Source organism: Rheinheimera sp. MM224 (assembly GCF_947090785.1).
GTDB lineage: Bacteria > Pseudomonadota > Gammaproteobacteria > Enterobacterales > Alteromonadaceae > Pararheinheimera.
Genome location: NZ_OX352320.1, coordinates 2,379,106 through 2,398,179, shown reverse-complemented (window position 1 = coordinate 2,398,179; position 19,074 = coordinate 2,379,106). Strand labels below are relative to the sequence as shown.

General features: G+C 46.6%; 15 protein-coding genes. 7 read left to right on the top strand and 8 right to left on the bottom strand.

Annotated elements, in window-relative coordinates; all coding sequences use genetic code 11:
- From OM978_RS11285 to OM978_RS11270, 4 genes are all read right to left on the bottom strand, one after another.
- The gene (locus tag OM978_RS11285) at positions 1-1,485 is read right to left on the bottom strand and encodes a TrkH family potassium uptake protein (RefSeq protein WP_264342269.1); all 1,485 of its coding nucleotides are present in this window, start codon (positions 1,483-1,485) and stop codon (positions 1-3) included.
- Positions 1,486-1,685: 200 nt separating this feature from the next.
- Positions 1,686-2,603, bottom strand: a complete 918-nt coding sequence (locus tag OM978_RS11280) for a histone deacetylase family protein (protein WP_264342268.1) — start codon at positions 2,601-2,603, stop codon at positions 1,686-1,688.
- Positions 2,604-4,469: a GNAT family N-acetyltransferase gene (locus OM978_RS11275; protein ID WP_264342266.1), complete on the bottom strand. Its 1,866-nt coding sequence runs from the start codon at positions 4,467-4,469 to the stop codon at positions 2,604-2,606.
- Positions 4,470-4,557: 88 nt separating this feature from the next.
- A complete protein-coding gene (locus OM978_RS11270) occupies positions 4,558-6,036 on the bottom strand; it encodes a PLP-dependent aminotransferase family protein (RefSeq protein ID WP_264342264.1) in 1,479 nt (492 codons plus the stop codon).
- Between the two features lie 121 nt (positions 6,037-6,157).
- Between OM978_RS11270 and OM978_RS11265 the strand changes: the two genes are divergently transcribed.
- Together OM978_RS11265 and OM978_RS11260 are read left to right on the top strand one after the other, a co-directional pair.
- Entirely contained in the window at positions 6,158-7,066 is a 909-nt protein-coding gene (locus OM978_RS11265) for a DMT family transporter (RefSeq protein ID WP_264342262.1), read from the top strand.
- Positions 7,067-7,196: 130 nt separating this feature from the next.
- The gene (locus tag OM978_RS11260) at positions 7,197-8,837 is read left to right on the top strand and encodes an ABC-F family ATPase (protein WP_413690622.1); all 1,641 of its coding nucleotides are present in this window, start codon (positions 7,197-7,199) and stop codon (positions 8,835-8,837) included.
- A gap of 66 nt (positions 8,838-8,903) precedes the next feature.
- Here OM978_RS11260 and OM978_RS11255 read toward each other — a convergent pair whose 3' ends face one another.
- Complete coding sequence (locus OM978_RS11255; RefSeq protein ID WP_264346940.1) at positions 8,904-10,145, bottom strand: cation:proton antiporter; 1,242 nt, start codon at positions 10,143-10,145, stop codon at positions 8,904-8,906.
- A gap of 222 nt (positions 10,146-10,367) precedes the next feature.
- Between OM978_RS11255 and OM978_RS11250 the strand changes: the two genes are divergently transcribed.
- From OM978_RS11250 to OM978_RS11240, 3 genes are all read left to right on the top strand, one after another.
- Positions 10,368-10,835 (top strand): Dps family protein, encoded by a 468-nt coding sequence (locus OM978_RS11250; protein ID WP_053425867.1) that lies wholly within the window; start codon positions 10,368-10,370, stop codon positions 10,833-10,835.
- 356 nt (positions 10,836-11,191) lie between these two features.
- Positions 11,192-12,076, top strand: a complete 885-nt coding sequence (gene htpX / locus OM978_RS11245; protein WP_233007205.1) for a protease HtpX — start codon at positions 11,192-11,194, stop codon at positions 12,074-12,076.
- A 221-nt stretch (positions 12,077-12,297) separates the two neighbouring features.
- Positions 12,298-13,608, top strand: coding sequence for a hemolysin family protein (locus OM978_RS11240; RefSeq protein WP_264342257.1), 1,311 nt, complete (start codon positions 12,298-12,300; stop codon positions 13,606-13,608).
- Between the two features lie 97 nt (positions 13,609-13,705).
- Here OM978_RS11240 and tnpA read toward each other — a convergent pair whose 3' ends face one another.
- Both tnpA and OM978_RS11230 read right to left on the bottom strand, forming a co-directional pair.
- On the bottom strand, positions 13,706-14,140 hold the full coding sequence (gene tnpA, locus OM978_RS11235) for an IS200/IS605 family transposase (protein ID WP_147904810.1): 435 nt from the start codon (positions 14,138-14,140) through the stop codon (positions 13,706-13,708).
- A 161-nt stretch (positions 14,141-14,301) separates the two neighbouring features.
- Positions 14,302-16,608, bottom strand: a complete 2,307-nt coding sequence (locus tag OM978_RS11230; protein ID WP_264342252.1) for a methyl-accepting chemotaxis protein — start codon at positions 16,606-16,608, stop codon at positions 14,302-14,304.
- Positions 16,609-16,813: 205 nt separating this feature from the next.
- Between OM978_RS11230 and OM978_RS11225 the strand changes: the two genes are divergently transcribed.
- Positions 16,814-17,680 (top strand): MBL fold metallo-hydrolase, encoded by an 867-nt coding sequence (locus tag OM978_RS11225; protein ID WP_264342250.1) that lies wholly within the window; start codon positions 16,814-16,816, stop codon positions 17,678-17,680.
- Between the two features lie 11 nt (positions 17,681-17,691).
- Positions 17,692-18,258 carry a dienelactone hydrolase family protein gene (locus OM978_RS11220; RefSeq protein ID WP_264342248.1) on the top strand — a complete coding sequence of 189 codons (567 nt, stop codon included), beginning with the start codon at positions 17,692-17,694 and terminating at the stop codon, positions 18,256-18,258.
- An 11-nt stretch (positions 18,259-18,269) separates the two neighbouring features.
- On the opposite strand, the gene OM978_RS11215 is transcribed toward OM978_RS11220, so the two are convergent.
- The gene (locus OM978_RS11215; protein ID WP_264342247.1) at positions 18,270-19,073 is read right to left on the bottom strand and encodes a DUF1338 domain-containing protein; all 804 of its coding nucleotides are present in this window, start codon (positions 19,071-19,073) and stop codon (positions 18,270-18,272) included.
- Position 19,074 lies beyond the last annotated feature (1 nt).

Below are 19,074 nucleotides of genomic sequence, written 5' to 3'. Positions count from 1 at the left end.
TCAGTACCGCCAGTACGAAGGAGTAAACAAAATTAGTAAGGTTAAAATTTCCAGCCGTCCCATTAACATACCTAAACTGAGCCACCATTTTGCCGCGTCAGGCAAAGTCGAAAAATTACCGGCAGGGCCTATGATACTGCCAAGGCCTGGGCCAACGTTCGCTACAGCTGTTGCAGCTCCTGTGACTGCTGTGATTAAATCCAGCTCACAAAAAGATAACGCCATAGCAATAAAAGCTATGGTAGCAAAATAGATAAAACAAAAGGCTAGTACGTTGCCTAACAACTGGTCATCTACTTTTTTACCGCCATAACTCTGGCTCCAGACCGCTTTTGGATGCACCAGCAATTTTAACTGCTTTATCAGTAACATAGCAGCCAACTGAATACGGAATATTTTTAAGCCACCCGAAGTAGAACCCGAACAAGCACCGGCAAAGGTTAAGTAGAAAAACAGCATAATGGCCATATTGCCCCAGAGTGTATAGTCCTCGGAAGCGTAGCCGCAGGTGGTGATAATGGACACTACATTAAACAGGCTATGGGTAAGCGCATCAAATACGGCTCTGTCGTTATGCACCACCTGATATACAGTGAGCAGCACACTGCAAAACAGCACTATGGTGACAAAGGCCCGCACTTGTGGATCGCGCCATAAAGAAACTTTATCGCCTTTGGCAAAACTAACAAAAAGTACAAAAGGCATAGCGGCCAGCATCATAAAAAAGCTGCTGAGCCAGAAAATTTGCGGCGAATCTTTATAAACACCAAAAGAGGAGTCGTAGTTGGCAAAACCACCGGTTGCGACAGTGCTCATCGCATGAGTGACAGCATCAAAGCCTGTCATACCGGCAAGATAATAAGCCAGCATAGTGACGATGCTAAGCACCAGATACACTGTACCTATGGCGGCTGAAAGGGTGGAGCTACGTGGTAAAATTTTATCTGAAGTATCCGAGTTTTCGGTTTTAAATAATCGCATACCACCAATTTTTAGTGCAGGTAAAATGGCAATAGCCATCACGATAATACCTATACCACCCATCCAGTTCAGTACGGCGCGCCAGAATAAAACGCCCTTTGGCATAGTATCTAACCCAGCAAATACGGTGGAACCTGTGGTGGTGACAGCGGAAACGGTTTCAAACACAGCATCAGTTAAACTACAGTTCGGCACAATCAGCCATAAAGGAATGGCCGAAAACACACAAAGCGCCAGCCAGCTTAAGGTGGTCAGTAAAAATAGCTGCCGGTGTTTAATATCTTTAGCTTCGCGGCCTTTATACACCAGGCTATAGCCTACGGCCGCAGTAAAAAGCCCGGAGCCGAGAAACACCCAAAAGCTACTTTCGTTATAAATAATGGAGACGGCCATAGCGACCAGCTTGACCGCCGACAACATCAGTAATAGATGCCCTAATACCCTATACATCAGGTAACGACTTGAGCTTTTTACTGCAGAACCCAACACCAAAGAGGCGGCCATAAAGTTTTATCCGGCTTTAAACAACTATTGAATTTTAATGCTTTATGTCTTTAGAGGTTATAAAGATTGTATAAGGATTTATTGTAGGGGCGGGTCTTGCACCCGCCCGTCTCATGATACCGTGGTGCAGATGGATGGGCCGGGACAAGCCACGGCCCCTACACCCAAACCTGAAAAGGTTTATCCCCGTCCGCGTTGTGTCACAACTGCCCCTTCAAGTAAGCAACGACACTGCGCGCCAAAGGGCTATGTTCATAACCTCCTTCCAGCATAGAGACTAAACGACCGCCGCAAGAGCGATCTGCAATTTGTTTTAACTGCTGCCCCAACCATAAATAATCCAGCTCTGTCAGTTTCATCTGGCCCATATCATCTTCAATATGCGCATCAAAACCAGCGGACACCAGTACCAGCTCTGGCTGAAACTGCTGCATCAGTGGCAACCACTCTTCAGTAAAACGCTGCTGATATAAAGCGCCGGTAGTACCTGCAGCTAAAGGCATTTTGACTATGGATGGGGTATGACCAACAGGGTCTGTGTAGGGGTAAAACGGATGCTGAAACGACGAGAAAAATTTGACTCTGGGTTCATGCTGGAAAATATCTTCAGTGCCATTGCCATGATGCACATCAAAATCCACAATCAGCACACGCTGCAATCCATACTGCTGCATGGCATAAGCCGCTGCTATCGCAACATTATTAAAAATACAAAACCCTTTGGCGGCTCTGTATTCAGCGTGATGACCAGGCGGGCGTATTAAACAAAAAGCCTGAGTGTCTGGTTGCTGCATCACCAAATCCACCGCATTGATGCCAGAACCTGCCGAGTACAAAGCGGCATTGAGTGATTTTGCATTGGCCTGTGTATCATCATCCAACCAGATATGGCCAGTATCGGGCACTGCATCAAATACATGGTCGACATAAGCCGGGTCGTGAGCTAAATACAACTGCTCCATACTGGCTGGAGTGGCGTCCCGTTGTTGCAGCACAAACTCCAGGCCAGAACTTAATAACTGGTCCTGCACTGCATAAATGCGTGACGCGGCTTCCGGATGATCATGGCCTATGTCGTACGACAAACAGCGGCCATGGCTGAAGATCACTAAACTCATTTACTGCTTCTCTGGTTCCGCTACCTTTAATGGCAGCTCTAAATACACTTCATCAGGATCACCACTGGCGATACGCTTAAATCCAGCTTTTTCGAACACCTTTTGCATCGGCTTATTGTCGGCTCGTACATAAGCCATCATACGGTTGAGTTCACGTATGCGGGCAATTCTGATCATTTCTTCCAGCAGCCTTTTGGCCATACCTTTGCCGTGTTGTTTTTCCCGAGTCACAAAAGCGACTTCAGCGCTATTGTCGTTTTCATTCAGGTAATAACGGCCTACGGCCTGAATCTCCAGTACTGAGCCTTGTTGTTTGACAATACAAAGCGCCAAATCGCGGGACTGGTCGACACTGACCAAAGTACAGGATTTTTCTCTGCTCATTTGTTTGGGATGGTGGTTGTACCGCAGCAGCAAGGTTTCTTTGGTATGAGAGTAAAAGAACTCCTGCAGCCGGCGCTCATCAGCCGGGTTTAATGCCCTTAAATCAAACTGTTCGCCCGCTATGGTTAAGGTTTTAACACCCACTTTGCCCAGTTCCACCACATCTTTGAGGTAGTCTTTTTGGTAATGTGGCACCCAGTAGCGGGTACGAACTTCATCCAACAACTGTTTACGAAACTTCGGATGGGCCACCCGAATAAGCTCGAGTGCGCGCTCGCGGATACTTTTGCCACGCAAGGAGGCGACACCAAACTCTGTGACCACATAATGCACATGACCACGGGAAGTGACCACGCCGCCGCCTTCAGTGATAGTGGCGACTATGCGTGAGACTGTGCCATTTTTCGCAGTGGACGGCAGGGCAATAATAGGTTTGCCGCCTTTACTCATCGAGGCACCACGGCTGAAATCCACCTGGCCACCAATGCCGCTATAGAATCTGTGCCCAATCGAATCCGACACCACCTGGCCTGTTAAATCGACTTCTATTGCGCTGTTAATGGCTATCATTGCGTCGTTACGGGCAATATTGGTCGGGGAATTCACATATTCGCTGGGGTAGAACTCAACATGAGGGTTGCCATCGACAAAGTCATACAAGGCTTTGCTGCCCATACAAAAACTGGTGACGGTTTTGCCTGGATGAAAGGTTTTCTTTCTGTTGTTAATCACGCCTTTGGTGATCAGCTCCATCACACCGTCTGAAATCACCTCAGAGTGCACACCTAAATCTTTGTGATTGCCCAAATAACGTAAAACGGCCTCAGGAATTTTGCCTATACCCAGCTGCAAGGTTGAACCATCTTCAATCAGCATCGACACGTACTGACCAATACGTTCTGTCACTTCATCAAGTTGTGGCGCTGGTAATTCGGGTAGTTCTTCTTCCTGCTCGATAAAGGCATGGATCTGGCTTTGATGGATAAAGGTATAACCATTGGTGCGCGGCATCTTAGGGTTAATTTGCGCTATGACTTTTTTCGCAGAACGCACTGCGGCTGAGACAGCATCTACAGAGACGCCCAAAGAGCAATAGCCAAAGGCGTCAGGCGGGCTCACCATCACTAAAGCGGCGTCTAAAGGCAAAATTTCATTTTTAAAAAGCGCCGGTACTTCAGATAAAAAACAAGGGGTGTAGTCGGCACGGCCTTCAGCGACAGCACTGCGGACTTTGTCACCAGCAATAAATAACGCATTGATTTTAAATAAATCGCTGTAACGTTGTTCTGCCCAGCAGTTATCAGCCAGCACCATCAGTTGCACCAGCTCTATATCATGCAGGTTTTTACTGCGGGCCATTAAATCGGCGAGCAATGCCTGAGGCGCAGCAGCGTGTGAGCCAATAAAAATACGATTACCGGATTGCAGCAGTGCACTCCAGTCCAGCGATTTTGCCGGCGATTTATCTGATGTTTTGGCCATACAGCATCCTTTTTCTTTACCATGTCAGAATACAACGGATTTGTCAGTGCGACCTAAGTCGATATAAACAAAAGGTAGGGGCGGTGGTTTATCCCCGCCCGTTGTGGTTAGTATTTGATAAAAGAGAAATGCTGCCTCTGATCTGGCTCAACTCATCTTCGAATATCCGCCAAAACTCTTCATCCAAACACTGAGCCACATTGAGTCTGGTGTACTGGTCCGCATCGGGTAGGGTGCTGAATTGTGAACCCGGTGCCAATACCACCTGACGTTGCTGTAGGCGTTCGGACAGCAGACTACTGCTGACGCCTTCTGGTAGTTTCACCCAACATAAAAAACCAGCTGAAGGTTCTGCCCATAACTGACAATCCAGTTGCTTTAATTTCGAAAACACCAGACTGCGGGCCTGCTGTAAGCGACGCTTTAATTGCTCAAGGTGACGCCGATAGCCTCCGCCTGTTAACAGCGCGTACACCAGACGCTCCATGGTATTGGAGGTGGATATACCGCTGATCAGTTTTAAATCGGTCAGGGCCGCAATAGTGGCTGGTGCTGCAGCAATAAAACCTACCCGTAAATCGGCGGACAAGGTTTTCGACATACTGCCTAAGTAGATGGTTTCAAAGCCATTATTTGATTGAAATCCCGTCATCGAAGCGTAACGCGATACCGGCTGTGTTTCAAAGTCGGCGTAGATATCATCTTCAATCAACAAGCACTGATGCTGTTGCAGCAGCTGTAAGACGGCAAAAGCACGGGCCGGATGGATACTTAAAGACACAGGGTTCGACAGCACTGAATTGGTTAAATAGGCTTTGGGCTGATACTGCTGCACGAGTTGTTGCATCACAGCTAAATCCGGACCTTCTTTCGTACGTGGTACCACCAGCAATTGCACCTGATGCAAACGCAGCAAAGCAAAGAAGTTATAAAAGCCCGGATCATCCACCATCACCCAATCGCCTGGTTTCAGATGCAAACGAAACACTAAATCAAGCGCATGAGAGGCGCTGTAGGTCAGCAAAATATGGGCTGGTTCTGTGGCAATAGATAACTGCGACAAACGCTGGGTGAAATACTGGCGCAAGGGGAAATAGCCCTGAGCCGGGCCATAGTCAGTTAAAGACTGTGGCTGACGCGCTAAATCACGCATCGCCTGGCGTATTTCCTGATCCGGCATCCAATCCGGTGATAACCAACCCGCTGATGCTTTGATCCAGTGAGGTTCACGCAGCAGCGTTTGACGCATCAAAGCGACATCCTGCTGTCTGCTGCTTTGGCTGGCGCTGGATTCCAGCTGCTGTTGCTGCTCCGTTAAACGGCTGACATAAACCCCGCTGCCAGGCTGAGATCGGACAAAACCAGCGGCAGAGAGTTTTTCATACAGCTCAGACACGGTAAATTTACTGATCTCTAAATGCGCCGCTAAAAGCCGTATTGAAGGCAGCCTTGCGCCTGCAACCCAGCGGCCGGATTGAATGGCTTGCTGTGCCTGCAGGTACAGCTGATTGCTAAAACTCTCTTTGCTGGCTTTATCCAGCTGCCACTGTGCTAGTGCAATTGTCATGGGATTTTCACCTGTACAGTTCAGTAGTCTTTGTTGCCAACTGTCCTGATTGTCATGGTCTATAGCTTTGTATACTAACTGAAGTCGGCTGACTGTCCAGCCGCTTATGGGAGTATTTGTTATGTCCGTAGTCTCTGTTTCACCACAAGATCAAAGCAGCTTGCCGTTTTGGCAAAAACCACTGGTGCAAGGCTTATGGTTTGGCAGTTTAGGCATGCTGATGTTCTCAGCTGGTTTACCAGCAACCCGAATGGCAGTGCTTGATATGCCGCCGGTTTTTGTCGGCGCGGGCAGGGCTTTGATAGCGGCACTATTGGCTTTGATACTGCTGCTGGTGACCAGACAAAAATTACCTACAGCAAAACAATGGCAGGGCTTAGCTTTAGTGGCTTTGGGTTCGGTGTTTGCTTACCCGGTGTTATCTGCCCTGGCTTTGCAACAGGTGGGAGCCAGTCACGGCATTCTGGTCACCAGTGTGATGCCACTTTTTACTGCCTTTTTTGGCGCATATTTAACTAAACAATGGCCACGTATTGGCTTTTGGTTGTTTGCACTGCTGGGGGCCGCTTGTGTTGCGCTTTACGCGTTACAGCACAGCACTGGCCCTTTTCAGCTCGCTGACGGTTATCTGGTGTTAGCGAGTTTTTTATGCGGTTTTAGTTATGCCAAAGGGGCTATTTTATCCAAAGAACTCGGCAGCTGGCAGGTGATCTGTTGGGCGCTGGTGATGTCGATTCCAGTGCTGCTGCCCTGGGTCTGGGCTTATCAGCCTGATTATGCAGCTGTGTCGCTGCAATCCTGGCTGGCGCTGGGGTATCTGTCAGTCTTTACCATGTTTATCGGCTTTTTCTGCTGGTACAAGGGGTTAGCTATTGGCGGCATTGCCAAAGTCAGTCAATTGCAACTGTTATCACCTTTTAGCGGACTGGCGTTGTGTGCGCTATTGCTGTCTGAACCACTGCAATGGATCCACTGGATATTGGCGTTGACTGTGGTGGGATGCATAGCTTTAGGCCGACGTTTTGGCTAAAGCGTAAAAAGCTCTGGCAAAAGTGTCATAAAACACAGAGATACTTTGAGTTTGGCGCCGAAAAAGCGTATAGTGGCGCGCTATTTTTGGGGCTGTGCAGACAAGCTAAACTTGTCTGTGCGGCTTATATATGACTCTTTGTTGGATCAAAAACACTGTGATTTCTACCGCAAATATTACGATGCAATTTGGCGCTAAGCCGCTTTTTGAAAATATCTCCGTTAAATTCGGCGACGGCAACCGCTATGGTTTGATTGGCGCCAACGGTTGCGGTAAATCAACCTTTATGAAGATCCTCAGCAAAGAGTTAGACCCTAGTGGTGGTAACATTTTTGTTGAACCTAACCACCGTGTGGCGAAGTTGCACCAGGATCAGTTTGCCTTTGAGCAATACACTGTGATCGACACAGTGATTATGGGCCACGCTGAACTGTGGAAAGTGAAAGAAGAACGTGACCGTATTTACGCTGATCCAAATATGAGCGAAGAAGACGGTATGCGTGTGGCCGATTTAGAAGTCGCTTTTGGCGAAATGGACGGCTACAGCGCTGAATCCCGTGCCGGCGAATTATTGATTGGTGTAGGTATCCCTGTTGAACAGCATTTTGGCTTAATGTCATCGATAGCACCAGGCTGGAAACTGCGGGTGTTATTGGCTCAGGTGTTATTTGCCGACCCGGAAATCATGTTACTGGACGAACCAACCAACAACCTGGATATCAACACTATCCGTTGGTTAGAAGAAGTGTTGGCTGAACGTAACAGCACCATGGTTATTATTTCGCACGACCGTCACTTCTTAAACAGCGTTTGTACGCATATGGCCGACTTAGACTACGGCGAGCTGCGTGTTTACCCAGGTAACTACGACGAATACATGACAGCTGCGACTCAGGCGCGTGAACGTTTGTTGTCTGATAATGCCAAGAAAAAAGCTCAAATTGCTGAACTGCAGACTTTCGTGAGTCGTTTCTCTGCCAACGCTTCTAAAGCGCGTCAGGCGACATCACGTGCTAAACAAATTGATAAAATCACCTTGTCTGAAGTAAAAGCTTCCAGCCGGGTAAACCCATTTATCCGTTTTGATCAGCAAAAGCAACTGTACCGTTTAGCTTTAGAAGTGACTGAATTAAACAAGAGCTTTGATGATCTGGACGTACTGAAAAACCTTGATCTGACGATTGAAGTAGGTGAGAAGGTAGCCATTCTTGGTACCAACGGTATTGGTAAAACCACTTTCTTAAAATGTCTGGTTGGCGATTTAACCGCTGAAAAAGGCATAGTGAAATGGTCTGAAAACGTCAATATTGGTTATTACGCTCAGGACCATGAATACGAGTTTGAAGGGGCTCAAAAAGATATGACGCTGTTTAGCTGGATGAGCCAGTGGAAACAACCTTCAGATGATGAACAGGCGATCCGTGGTATTTTAGGTCGTTTATTGTTTTCTCAAGATGACATCGCTAAACCAACACGGGTGTTATCAGGTGGTGAAAAAGGCCGGATGTTATTTGGTAAGCTGATGCTGCAACGCCCAAATATTCTGGTGATGGATGAACCTACCAACCACTTGGATATGGAATCTATTGAATCCCTGAATATGGCGCTGGAAATGTACAAAGGCACGCTGATTTTTGTCAGCCACGACCGTGAATTTGTATCCTCACTGGCGACCCGCATCGTTGAGATGACGGATAGCGGTGTACGTAACTTCGCTGGTACTTACGAAGATTACTTAATACAACAAGCTGAATTAGCTGCTCGTTCTTAATTCGTAACCACCTGAATAAAAGAGCCGGCTTCTGCCGGCTTTTTTATATCTGCTTGAAATAGCTGGTTAATCCAGCTGGCTGCGAAAGGAAGTGCGCCGCTGCAGCACGTTAAACAGCGGTGTAGCCATCATAGTGGTCACTATGGTCATCAGAACCAGTACAGAGAACAGGTCTTCCTTGATCACGCCGTTTTGTAGCGCAATATTGAGCAGGATCAGTTCCATCATGCCACGTGCATTCATCAAAATACCTACAGCAAGCGCCATAGGGTGGTTTTCACCACAAAGCCGTGCAGCCAGATAACATGCCACAGCCTTAGCAAAAATTGAGGCCGCAATCACAGCCAGCGCGATTTGCCACAAGGTACCCTGCGCCAATACCGACAGATCGGTTTTTAAGCCAGAGACGGTAAAAAACAATGGCACCAGACCAATCAAAACCAAAGGCTGCAGGCGTTTAATTAAATGTTCGGCTAACAAACCACGTGGCATAGCCACACCTAATAAGAAGCCACCAAACACCGCATGCAGGCCTATCCATTCGGTGGTGCTGACACTGACCACCCACAAGACTAAAATCACCAGAAAGAGGCGGGGAGTGATACGTTGTTCACGCTGATACCAGCTTTCCAACTGCGCCGCATGTTTACGTACCAGCGTCATCATTAATGTGGCAAAAACAACAGCGCCTATTACAGCTTTATAAAACAAAGTGTCGTCGCCACCAAAACTTGCCAACAACAAGGCCATCAAACACCAGGCTGCGACATCGTCAATAGCTCCTGCAGCCAGTACTAAGGTACCTAATTTACTGTTGGCTAAACCTTGCTCCTGGATCACCCGGGCCAGCATAGGAAAGGCAGTGATAGAAATGGAAGCGCCCAGAAACAAAGCAGCTTGTGTCCAACTGAGGTTATCCGCAAAAAGGCCACCGTAACTTAATAACCAACTGGCTAATAGACAGGCCATGACAAAAGGCACCACTATGCCTGAAGCGGAAATAGCGACGGCGCTGCGGGCACGGGTTTTAAACATACGGGTGTCAAATTCAAGGCCCACTAAAAACATATAAAGGCCAATACCCACTTGTGCGCCTAAGGATAAGAAGGGTCTGTAGTCTGCAGAAAACAGCTGCTGCTGAAAGTCGGGTGCTAAAGCGCCAAATAAGGTAGGACCTAATAAAATACCAGCGATCATTTCGCCTACCACCCTGGGTTGACCTACCTGAATAGCCAGCCAGCCCACGATCCGGGCTACAACCAGGACCACCAACAACTGAATAAAAAAGGCACTGACGCCTACAGGCATAGCTTCCACAACACACTCCGCAAGCAAGGAATCAAAGAAGGATTTAAAGTGCGCATTGTAGCTGGAGCATTGTGACAAAACCAAGACTATCGAAACCACACCCTTGTTTTATGCCATCTTCGATCCCATTGATCTATATCAGCTTATACCTATGGATATTTGAGCGCCTGGCGTGAATTGTGATAGGGTATTTGCATTCTTTGCCGCAACACGGAGTTTCTTATGAAGATTAATATTGGTATTGAAGATGATGATCGTAAAGCCATTGCTGATGGTTTAGCTGTGTTATTGGCTGATACATATACACTGTATCTGAAGACACATAACTATCATTGGAACGTGACTGGCCCTATGTTTCAGACGCTGCATGTTTTATTTGAAACTCAGTACACTGAGCTGTCGCTAGCGGTAGATTTAATCGCTGAGCGTATTCGTGCTTTAGGTGAATTTGCGCCGGGTTCTTATAAAGAGTTTGCCAAGCTCACCAGCATTAAAGAAGCCGATGGTATTCCGGCTGCTCAGGATATGATTAAAGATCTGGTGAAAGGCCAGGAAGCTTTAGCAAAATCTGCGCGCGCCATAGTACCTGTCGCTGACAAAGCCTCAGACGAACCAACTTTAGATTTATTAACTCAGCGTATGCAGGTGCATGAAAAAAATGCCTGGATGCTTAGAAGTTTATTGGGTTAATTCTCTGTAGATTTCCCGACTTTCAGATCAAACAAAAGCCTGTCCGGTTGACTCCCGACAGGCTTTTTTATTAAGGCCCGTTTAGCTTCTATGATTCAAAGCTGGTTGTCAGTTATAAACTGTCAATTAGGAAGTTATATTCGATTTTACCTTACATGTGTATCCAGCTTATTATCACCACGTTCCCTGAATAACCCGATAGAGAGGCGAGAAGCTGCTGTTGGGTTGGGCAGAACCAATACGTACTTGTTGTGGTGATTAATCCGCCCTTTGCCCCTGTTACAGCAATGAAACAGGGGCTTTTTTAGCAACAGGCGTTTTGAACCTGGTTGGTTTCCTGAATTACAGAGGTTGTTATGAAACGTATAGTGCTATTTTTAATCACGAACTTAGCTGTGATGTTAGTGCTGAGTATCGTTTTAAGTATTGTGTTTAAAGTCTTTGGTATTGATAACCGTAGCATGGGTGGCTTGCTGATATTCGCCGCTGTTTTTGGTTTTGGTGGCTCATTTATCTCTTTAGCTATGTCCAAGTGGATGGCAAAACGTTCAACCGGCGCTGTGGTGATCACAGAACCTTCAAACGCGACTGAACACTGGCTGGTCAGCACTGTGCAGCGCCAGGCAAAGCAAGCTGGTATTGGTATGCCGGAAGTGGCGATTTATGACTCTCCTGAAATCAACGCTTTTGCCACAGGCATGAGCCGTAATAATGCGCTGGTGGCTGTTAGTACAGGTTTATTACATGCAATGACGCAGCAGGAAGCTGAAGCCGTATTAGCCCATGAAGTATCACACGTAGCCAACGGCGATATGGTGACGCTGACGCTTATTCAGGGTGTTGTGAATACCTTTGTTATTTTCTTTGCCCGGATTGTGGCTGGTTTTATTGATAACTTCTTTCGCTCCAGTGATGAAGAAGAAAGTCAGGGCGGTGGATTGAGTTATATGATCACTGTGTTTGTGCTGGAAATGATCTTTGGTGTGCTGGCGAGTATTATTGTGATGTGGTTCTCCCGTCAGCGTGAATACAAGGCAGACGCTGGTGCCGCCCGTTTAGTAGGTGCGAATAATATGGTGGCTGCGTTACAACGTTTAAAAGGCAATCATGAAAGCCAGTTACAGGGCTCAATGACAGCTTTTGGTTTGGCAACTAAACCTGCAGCTTCAGAGCTTTTTATGAGCCATCCGCCACTGGATAAACGTATTCATGCGCTGCAAAGCCGGTCTTTTGAAGGCTAACTAAATAGCTCTTTATTAAGTTTTAAATACAGCGGCTCTGCGGTTTACTGCAGGGCCGTTTTGCTTTTTAGTGATCCTTATCTTTGGTGTGATCAGGCAAAACCTAAAAGTTGCTTTACTACCATGGGCAAATCACTAAGATAAGTCCGATGTCCAGTCGGTCTCGCAGCGTTATAGCGGCTGGATCCACTCATGAAATAACCGGAGTTTAATACTGATTTATGGAAATTTTTATTCTCGTGGGTTTGATTGTGCTGAATGGTTTGTTTGCCATGTCAGAAATCGCCATAGTCACAGCACGGAAATCCCGCTTAACTGCAATGGCCCATGGGGGCAGCAGCACAGCTAAAGCGGCATTAAAGCTGGCAGAGGATCCGACTCAGTTTTTATCTACAGTTCAGATTGGTATCACTTCAATAGGTATTTTAAACGGTATTTTTGGTGAATCTATCCTGGCAGAGCCTTTGTCTCTTTGGCTGCAGGGTTTTGGTATTTCCGCCGAGATCACCAGCGTGGTATCTACAGTACTGGTGGTTATTATCGTCACTTATGTATCTATAGTGATAGGCGAGCTGGTGCCTAAACGTATTGGCCAAATCAGTGCTGAAACCATAGCTTGTCTGGTGTCTAAGCCGATGACGGTATTGGCAATTGTGACTAAACCTTTTGTCTGGATGTTATCGGGTTCTACCCACAGCCTGATGCGGTTATTGGGCTTTAACCATCAGATGGAAGACAATGTCACGCACGAAGATATTCAGGCCATGCTGCAGGAAGGCTCATCTGCTGGCGTGATTGAGCATAACGAACATGCGATGGTAAAAAACGTGTTTCGGCTGGATGAGCGTTCTATTTCTTCTTTGATGGTGCCACGTTCGGACATAGTGTTTTTGGATGTCAGCGAATCATTGGAAGACAATTTACGCCTGGTGATGCAGGCTCCGCATTCACGTTTTCCTGTCTGCCGTAATAATGTCGACGATATTGTAGGAGTGGTGTCAGCCAAGCAGCTGCTGGCGCAATCCATATCAGGTAAAGAAATCCATATCGCGTCCCTGGTGAAGCCTTGTAATTACGTGCCGGATAGCTTGTCTGGTATGGCGCTGTTGGAACATTTCAGAACCAGTGGCTCGCAAATGGTGTTTGTGGTGGACGAATATGGCGATCTGAAAGGTATGGTGACCTTACAGGATATGATGGACGCTTTAACCGGCGAGTTTGCACAGGACGATGAAGGGGATCAGATGGTGATCCGTCGTCAGGATGGCTCATTATTACTCGATGGTTTAATTCCAATTATTGATTTAAAAGATGCGTTGGATATACGAAAACTGCAAGACGAGGAAGAAGGGCGCTATCAGACCTTAAACGGCTTGTTGATGTATGAGCTGGGTAAAATACCGCAAACGGCGGATATTGTTGAAATTGCCGGCTGGCGTTTGGAAATTGTCGATATGGACGGCAAACGAGTCGATAAAGTACTGGCGCAAAAAATCCCGTACGAAGAATCAGAAGACGAATTGCAGGATTAACTGCAGTTTGTGTGGTTCATAGCCTGTCGTGCGTAGTAAAGAATCCACCTTCTGAAGAAGGTGGCTTTGCGTGAAGCCCCTCAAAGGGGCCTTTTGTCTAGTCCAGTGCTAGTTCCGCCTGTTCCTGACGTTCCATTTTTTCCTGATGTCTTACATAGCGCCTAATTATATCCTCGTTGATCCCCACTGAATCTACGAAATAACCACGTTGCCAGAATCGATTACCCCACATCTTGTTCTTTCTCAAATGCGGGAATTTACTGAACAATTTCAACGCTATTTTTCCCTTCAATGCACCCATTAACTTCGATATTGATATCTTCGGTGGGACTTTTATCACCAGATGCACATGGTCTATCTGCACATTAAGTTCTACGACTTCACAACCCAACTGAGCACTGTATACCTGAATACAACGCCAGACCTCCTTGCCTACATTATCTTTCAATATCCTGAATCTGTACTTCGGCGTCCAGACTATATGGTATTGACACCGCCAGAACACATGCGATGCTTGCTGATATCTACTCATGCTTTTTACCTCTTTGACTCTGCGAAAAATCAAAGCGGCAATTAGCATGAGTAGGTCTTTACAGGCAAAGCCTTTTGGATGATAACCACCTACTGAAGTAGGTGGTTTTGGGGCTGAAAATAAAAAAGCCCCTTGATCAGGGGCTTTGTTGTAAGAGGCATTTATACCTTGAACGCTTTGGCGTTGTGAAGTAGTTCAATGGCCAGCTTTTCCTGCTCTTTTGCAGTGATATTAAGCTCCGTCATGGCTTGTTCGGTATGAGCCGCTAAACCTTGCACAGCGGTCAGCTCGTCGCGCATTTGCTGATTCTGCTGATATTGCTGCTCACTAGCCTGAGCTATGCCAGACGTTGCTGTACTTACTTGTGCAATAAGCTGCTTAATTTCACCTAACGCATGCAGTGCCTGCTCTGAGCCAGTGACACAAAGTTCAGCACTTTGCCGCTCTTTGGCTAAATCCAGCGCCGTTTCATCTACTGTGCTCATAAGGCGGTTTAGCATCTGCTGAATTTCCATAGTGGCCTGACGGGTGCTGCCTGATAAGCGCCGTACTTCATCTGCGACTACAGCAAAACCACGACCATGCTCGCCGGCCCGGGCTGCTTCAATAGCGGCATTTAATGCCAAAAGGTTGGTTTGTTCTGAAATCCCTTTGATGGTATCCAGCACTGTGACTATATCTGTTGCAGCAGAACGTAGCTCTTCCATACTATGGCTGGATGAGCTGACTTGTTCAGCCAGGTGACGCATGGAACTTGCCACCAGATCAACAGCTTTGAAACCTGAATCGGCTTGTTGGTTGGCATGATTCGCCTGATTTGCACTACTACGTAATTGCTCGGCTGAATGCTGTAACTGCACATCCAGGCTTTGTGATTGCTGCAGTAAATGGCTGATAGCAGCACCTTGTTGCATAGCCGAGTTTTTGCATTCCTGACTGATTTGCAGATTCTGAGTCGCTGCTGAGGCGCTTTGCTCTGAAGTGCTGGTTAGTTTTGCCACCAGGGTACAAAAGGAACCAAACAACTTATTCAGCGCTGAGCCAATAGCTGATAACTCGTCTTTGGTATTCAAATCAAAACGCACAGTTAAATCGTGGGATTGTGCTGAATGTTCAATGCTTTGATGCAAAGTCAGCATAGGTTTGGCAAAACGTTGGGCTAACAAATACACCAGCAGTACGACCACCACACCTAAAATCAATACAGCCAACAGAGTGCTTAAAATCAGGTTAGTGCGAATGGTACTGACAGCCTCCATACTTTCTGATAATTCCTGCTGCACAATAAGAGCATACTGTTGTTGGCCTATTTGCAGAGGACGCCAGCTGATCAGCGACTCTATGCCACGGTAATCTTCGGCTTCAGCCACACCTGATTTGCCCGCTAAGGCGTCTTTAATCTGCGGTAGTTGCAGCTTGGTGTGACCACCTAAACCATAAGGGCCGGCTTTAAACTCTGGATACTCTGCAGCAAAGCTGGCTTTATCTGTTAAATAGGGCCGTAATTCAGTGACTAGTGTTTGCTCTTGATCCACCAGATATAAATCACCGGTCTGACCTAAACCCAGGTCTTGCCACTTTTGATTTCCGGTCATCAAATCTGTGAAACGACTAACCGGATACTGAGCTATTAAGAAGCCGACCGGAGTTTCGCTGCTATTTGGATGAAATACAGGCACGCCAAAAAACAGTACCTGCTGCTGGAAAAAGCCATTAAATGCGCTGATCGCCGAGATCTGTAAACCAGCTTTAGGTTTCTGTTTTAAGGTTTTGGCTAACATTGCCAGTTCAGTGTCGGCAAAAGCGCCATTTTGTAAATTGCTGGCAAAAACCGGCCCTTTATTGACGTTATACAAAACGTCGAGGCTATTAGCATCTACCAGCATTAAGTCCTGAAAGCCATAACGATCGACTATTTCTTTAAAGCTGCTGTGGTATTTTTTGTGCTGCTGACCATAAACAGAGCCATCACTGCGATCATCCAGCAATTGCTGTTTACCTAAAGGCTGGGGATTTTCAGCCACATAAAACTTTTGCAGTAACAGGGTTTCAAATTTGGATTTCTCAAGCCATTGGCTGGTATTGACTGATAAGCCCTGAGTTTGATTCTGGAAGTAGGGCTGGTATTTGGTTTTGTACCAGTCGCCCATCTGCTGCTTCAGATTGTCAAGATTAGGGGCTGATACTTCATAACGGTAAGAGACAAAGGGGTTTTTAAAGCTGTAAATCGCCTCTTGGGTCAGACGATTATGAGCCAGTACATTGAGCAGTTGCTGCTGGCTGTCGAGTTGGGTTTGCAGCATGGTATGGCGGCTTGCGGCAAGAGCCTGAAATTGTTGTTCTGCACTTTGATGCACAGCGTCGGAGCTGTCTTTTAAGGCGAGCAGGCCACTGGTACTGGCAGATAAAATAACTGCCATCACGGTCAGTACACCAGCTCCCAAGGTCAATTTTCTGGCGATATTCATACAACTCCTATCTCCACTAAGTTTCAGGCCAAAGCAGAGTAGAGCTCGCTGATTGCAGAATTATGACAAACTGGTAGCAAGAGGTCTGGATGGCTGATTAATACCCACCAGATAAACTTTAAGGAATAAGCTTATATCTTTCTGGAATGAAAAAGCTTTGCTAAGATAAGCCATCATTTGTTCAGTCCACCAGTAGCGGTGATTTATGCAGCAGCCTGTTGTCCATGCGTTTTTTGAGTCTCAAAGCTTTACCTACAGTTATCTGGTGTGGGATCCGCTGAGTAAAGAGGCCGCCGTGATCGATCCGGTACTGGATTTTGATGCAGCTTCTGGTTCCACCCATACAAGTTCTGCAGAGCAGATCATGGCTAAGGTGAAAGAGCATAACCTGACAGTGCAGTGGTTATTGGAAACCCATGTGCACGCCGATCACCTGTCTGCTGCGCCTTTTCTGAAGCGACAACTAGGTGGGCGTATTGCGATAGGTTCACGTATTACCGAAGTACAGCAGCTGTTTAGTCAGGTGTTTAACCTGAAAGATTTAAAAACTGACGGTTCAGCTTTTGACAAATTATTCGCCGATGGCGAGGACTTTATGCTGGGAACTATCCGCTGCTCAGTACTGCATACCCCCGGTCATACACCGGCTTGTGTCAGTTATTGCATAGGCGATACAGTTTTTGTGGGCGACACTTTGTTTATGCCTGATTATGGCTCGGCCCGTTGTGATTTCCCAGGCGGCGATGCGGCAACCTTATATAGCTCAGTGCAAAAGCTGTATCAATTGCCGGATCAAACCCGGATGTTTTTATGCCACGATTACAAAGCTCCTGGCCGGGATGAGTTTGTTTGTGAGACCACTATAGCGGCGCAAAAGAAGCAGAACATCCATCTAAAACAAGGCACCAGTGAACCGGATTTTGTCGCTATGCGCACGACCAGAGATAAAACGTTGAGCATGCCAAAGCTGATATTGCCGTCGGTGCAGGTCAATGTGCGGGCAGGGCAGTTCCCTGCAGCAGAAGATAATGGCACTGTGTATTTAAAACTTCCGGTGAATGTGTTTCGATAAGGACATAGTGTATGCCACTGGTGATAGTGACTGATATTTTTGGCGCTCAGACTGAAGTGCTTTTGCAATTTGACCAGCTAGGTTTGGATTATCTTTGCGTGCAACCTTATGATCATCAGCCTCCATCTTTTACCGACGATAATGAAGCCTATCAGTATTTTCTGGCGCATGGCGGATTTGAGGCCTACAGCAAGAAACTAGGTAAGCTGCTTAAAGCTCAGACAGAGCCGGTATTTTTAGTAGGTTTTAGCGCTGGTGCAGCAGCCTGCTGGGCGAATCTGGTTTTAGAGCATTTAACAATTGCGGTTTGTGTTGGTTTTTATGGCGGCCAAATTCGCCAGATGACACATCTAGAGCCGCTTTATCCAACAGAATTGATATTTGCAGAAGAGACGCATTTTTCGGTGTCGGAACTGATGGATGCTTTAGCAGGTAAAACTAGCCTAAGACAAAGCTTTGTTCCTTATCCTCATGGTTTTATGAATCAGTTATCTAAGGGCTATCAGGCTGAAACAGCTGGGGTCTATTGGGCAAAAATAAAGGCCGGATATTTATCCAGCCTTTCGTCGTCAGAATAGACTTTTAGCTATTAACGCACGTTGGTGCTTTCAAAAATTTTATCGGCAGAAGCTGCAACAAAACCGCCGTACAGCTGGCCGTTCGCCATAGGGTAACGACGGGCAAATTCGTAGAAGCAACTTGGAATATTACGTGTGCCATCGGTAAATTTCACCGGTGCTTCGTCCGCCAGAGTCGAAGACTGTTCCAGTAATACTTCTGGCGTGCCTTTGATTTCGCCACCTGAGGTATTTAACGGAAAACCAGCATCTTTTAATGCCTGATTAACCGACTCCAGAGTTTCATAGTTCTTCAATGCATTGACGCTGACAGTAAAGTGGTTAGCACGGTAACCCCAGACTGACATCCAGGCAGCATATTCACTTTCTGCTAATAAGGTTTCGTAGCTTGCCTGGTCAATAGTCCAGTGGCGGCCTGAATACAGGAAGTTATCTGCAGTAACAGCAGATTCTGGAATTTGATCAACCAGTTTACGCACTATGCTTTGCAGCTCCGGGGAGCATTTCTCTAACAGCAGTTCTGAGATAAAGACTTTTGGCAGCGTTGGATCTTTATGCTCATAATGCTTGGCATACAGCTTCTTCGCTTCAAAGTGGTATTCATCACCTTCGGTATAACCTAAGGCCAACAAGTGCGCCGCCAGTTTCTCCAGTCCTACTTTTTCGATATTAAAAGTACGTAGAGCTATATGATCGTTAATCACATCGTTCTGTTGCGACGAGCCCAAAATGGCGTGAATTTTTTTTGCAGAAGGGGTGACTTCAAGGTAGTTAGCCCAAAGTTGGTTAAACAGTTCTTTTACATCAGTATGCATA

Coding starts and splice junctions, on each gene's coding strand:
- OM978_RS11285 (WP_264342269.1), bottom strand. CDS start 1,485: ATGGCCGCCTCTTTGGTGTTGGGTTCTGCAGTAAAAAGCTCAAGTCGT.
- OM978_RS11280 (WP_264342268.1), bottom strand. CDS start 2,603: ATGAGTTTAGTGATCTTCAGCCATGGCCGCTGTTTGTCGTACGACATA.
- OM978_RS11275 (WP_264342266.1), bottom strand. CDS start 4,469: ATGGCCAAAACATCAGATAAATCGCCGGCAAAATCGCTGGACTGGAGT.
- OM978_RS11270 (WP_264342264.1), bottom strand. CDS start 6,036: ATGACAATTGCACTAGCACAGTGGCAGCTGGATAAAGCCAGCAAAGAG.
- OM978_RS11265 (WP_264342262.1), top strand. CDS start 6,158: ATGTCCGTAGTCTCTGTTTCACCACAAGATCAAAGCAGCTTGCCGTTT.
- OM978_RS11260 (WP_413690622.1), top strand. CDS start 7,197: ATGACTCTTTGTTGGATCAAAAACACTGTGATTTCTACCGCAAATATT.
- OM978_RS11255 (WP_264346940.1), bottom strand. CDS start 10,145: ATGCCTGTAGGCGTCAGTGCCTTTTTTATTCAGTTGTTGGTGGTCCTG.
- OM978_RS11250 (WP_053425867.1), top strand. CDS start 10,368: ATGAAGATTAATATTGGTATTGAAGATGATGATCGTAAAGCCATTGCT.
- htpX (WP_233007205.1), top strand. CDS start 11,192: ATGAAACGTATAGTGCTATTTTTAATCACGAACTTAGCTGTGATGTTA.
- OM978_RS11240 (WP_264342257.1), top strand. CDS start 12,298: ATGGAAATTTTTATTCTCGTGGGTTTGATTGTGCTGAATGGTTTGTTT.
- tnpA (WP_147904810.1), bottom strand. CDS start 14,140: ATGAGTAGATATCAGCAAGCATCGCATGTGTTCTGGCGGTGTCAATAC.
- OM978_RS11230 (WP_264342252.1), bottom strand. CDS start 16,608: ATGAATATCGCCAGAAAATTGACCTTGGGAGCTGGTGTACTGACCGTG.
- OM978_RS11225 (WP_264342250.1), top strand. CDS start 16,814: ATGCAGCAGCCTGTTGTCCATGCGTTTTTTGAGTCTCAAAGCTTTACC.
- OM978_RS11220 (WP_264342248.1), top strand. CDS start 17,692: ATGCCACTGGTGATAGTGACTGATATTTTTGGCGCTCAGACTGAAGTG.
- OM978_RS11215 (WP_264342247.1), bottom strand. CDS start 19,073: ATGCATACTGATGTAAAAGAACTGTTTAACCAACTTTGGGCTAACTAC.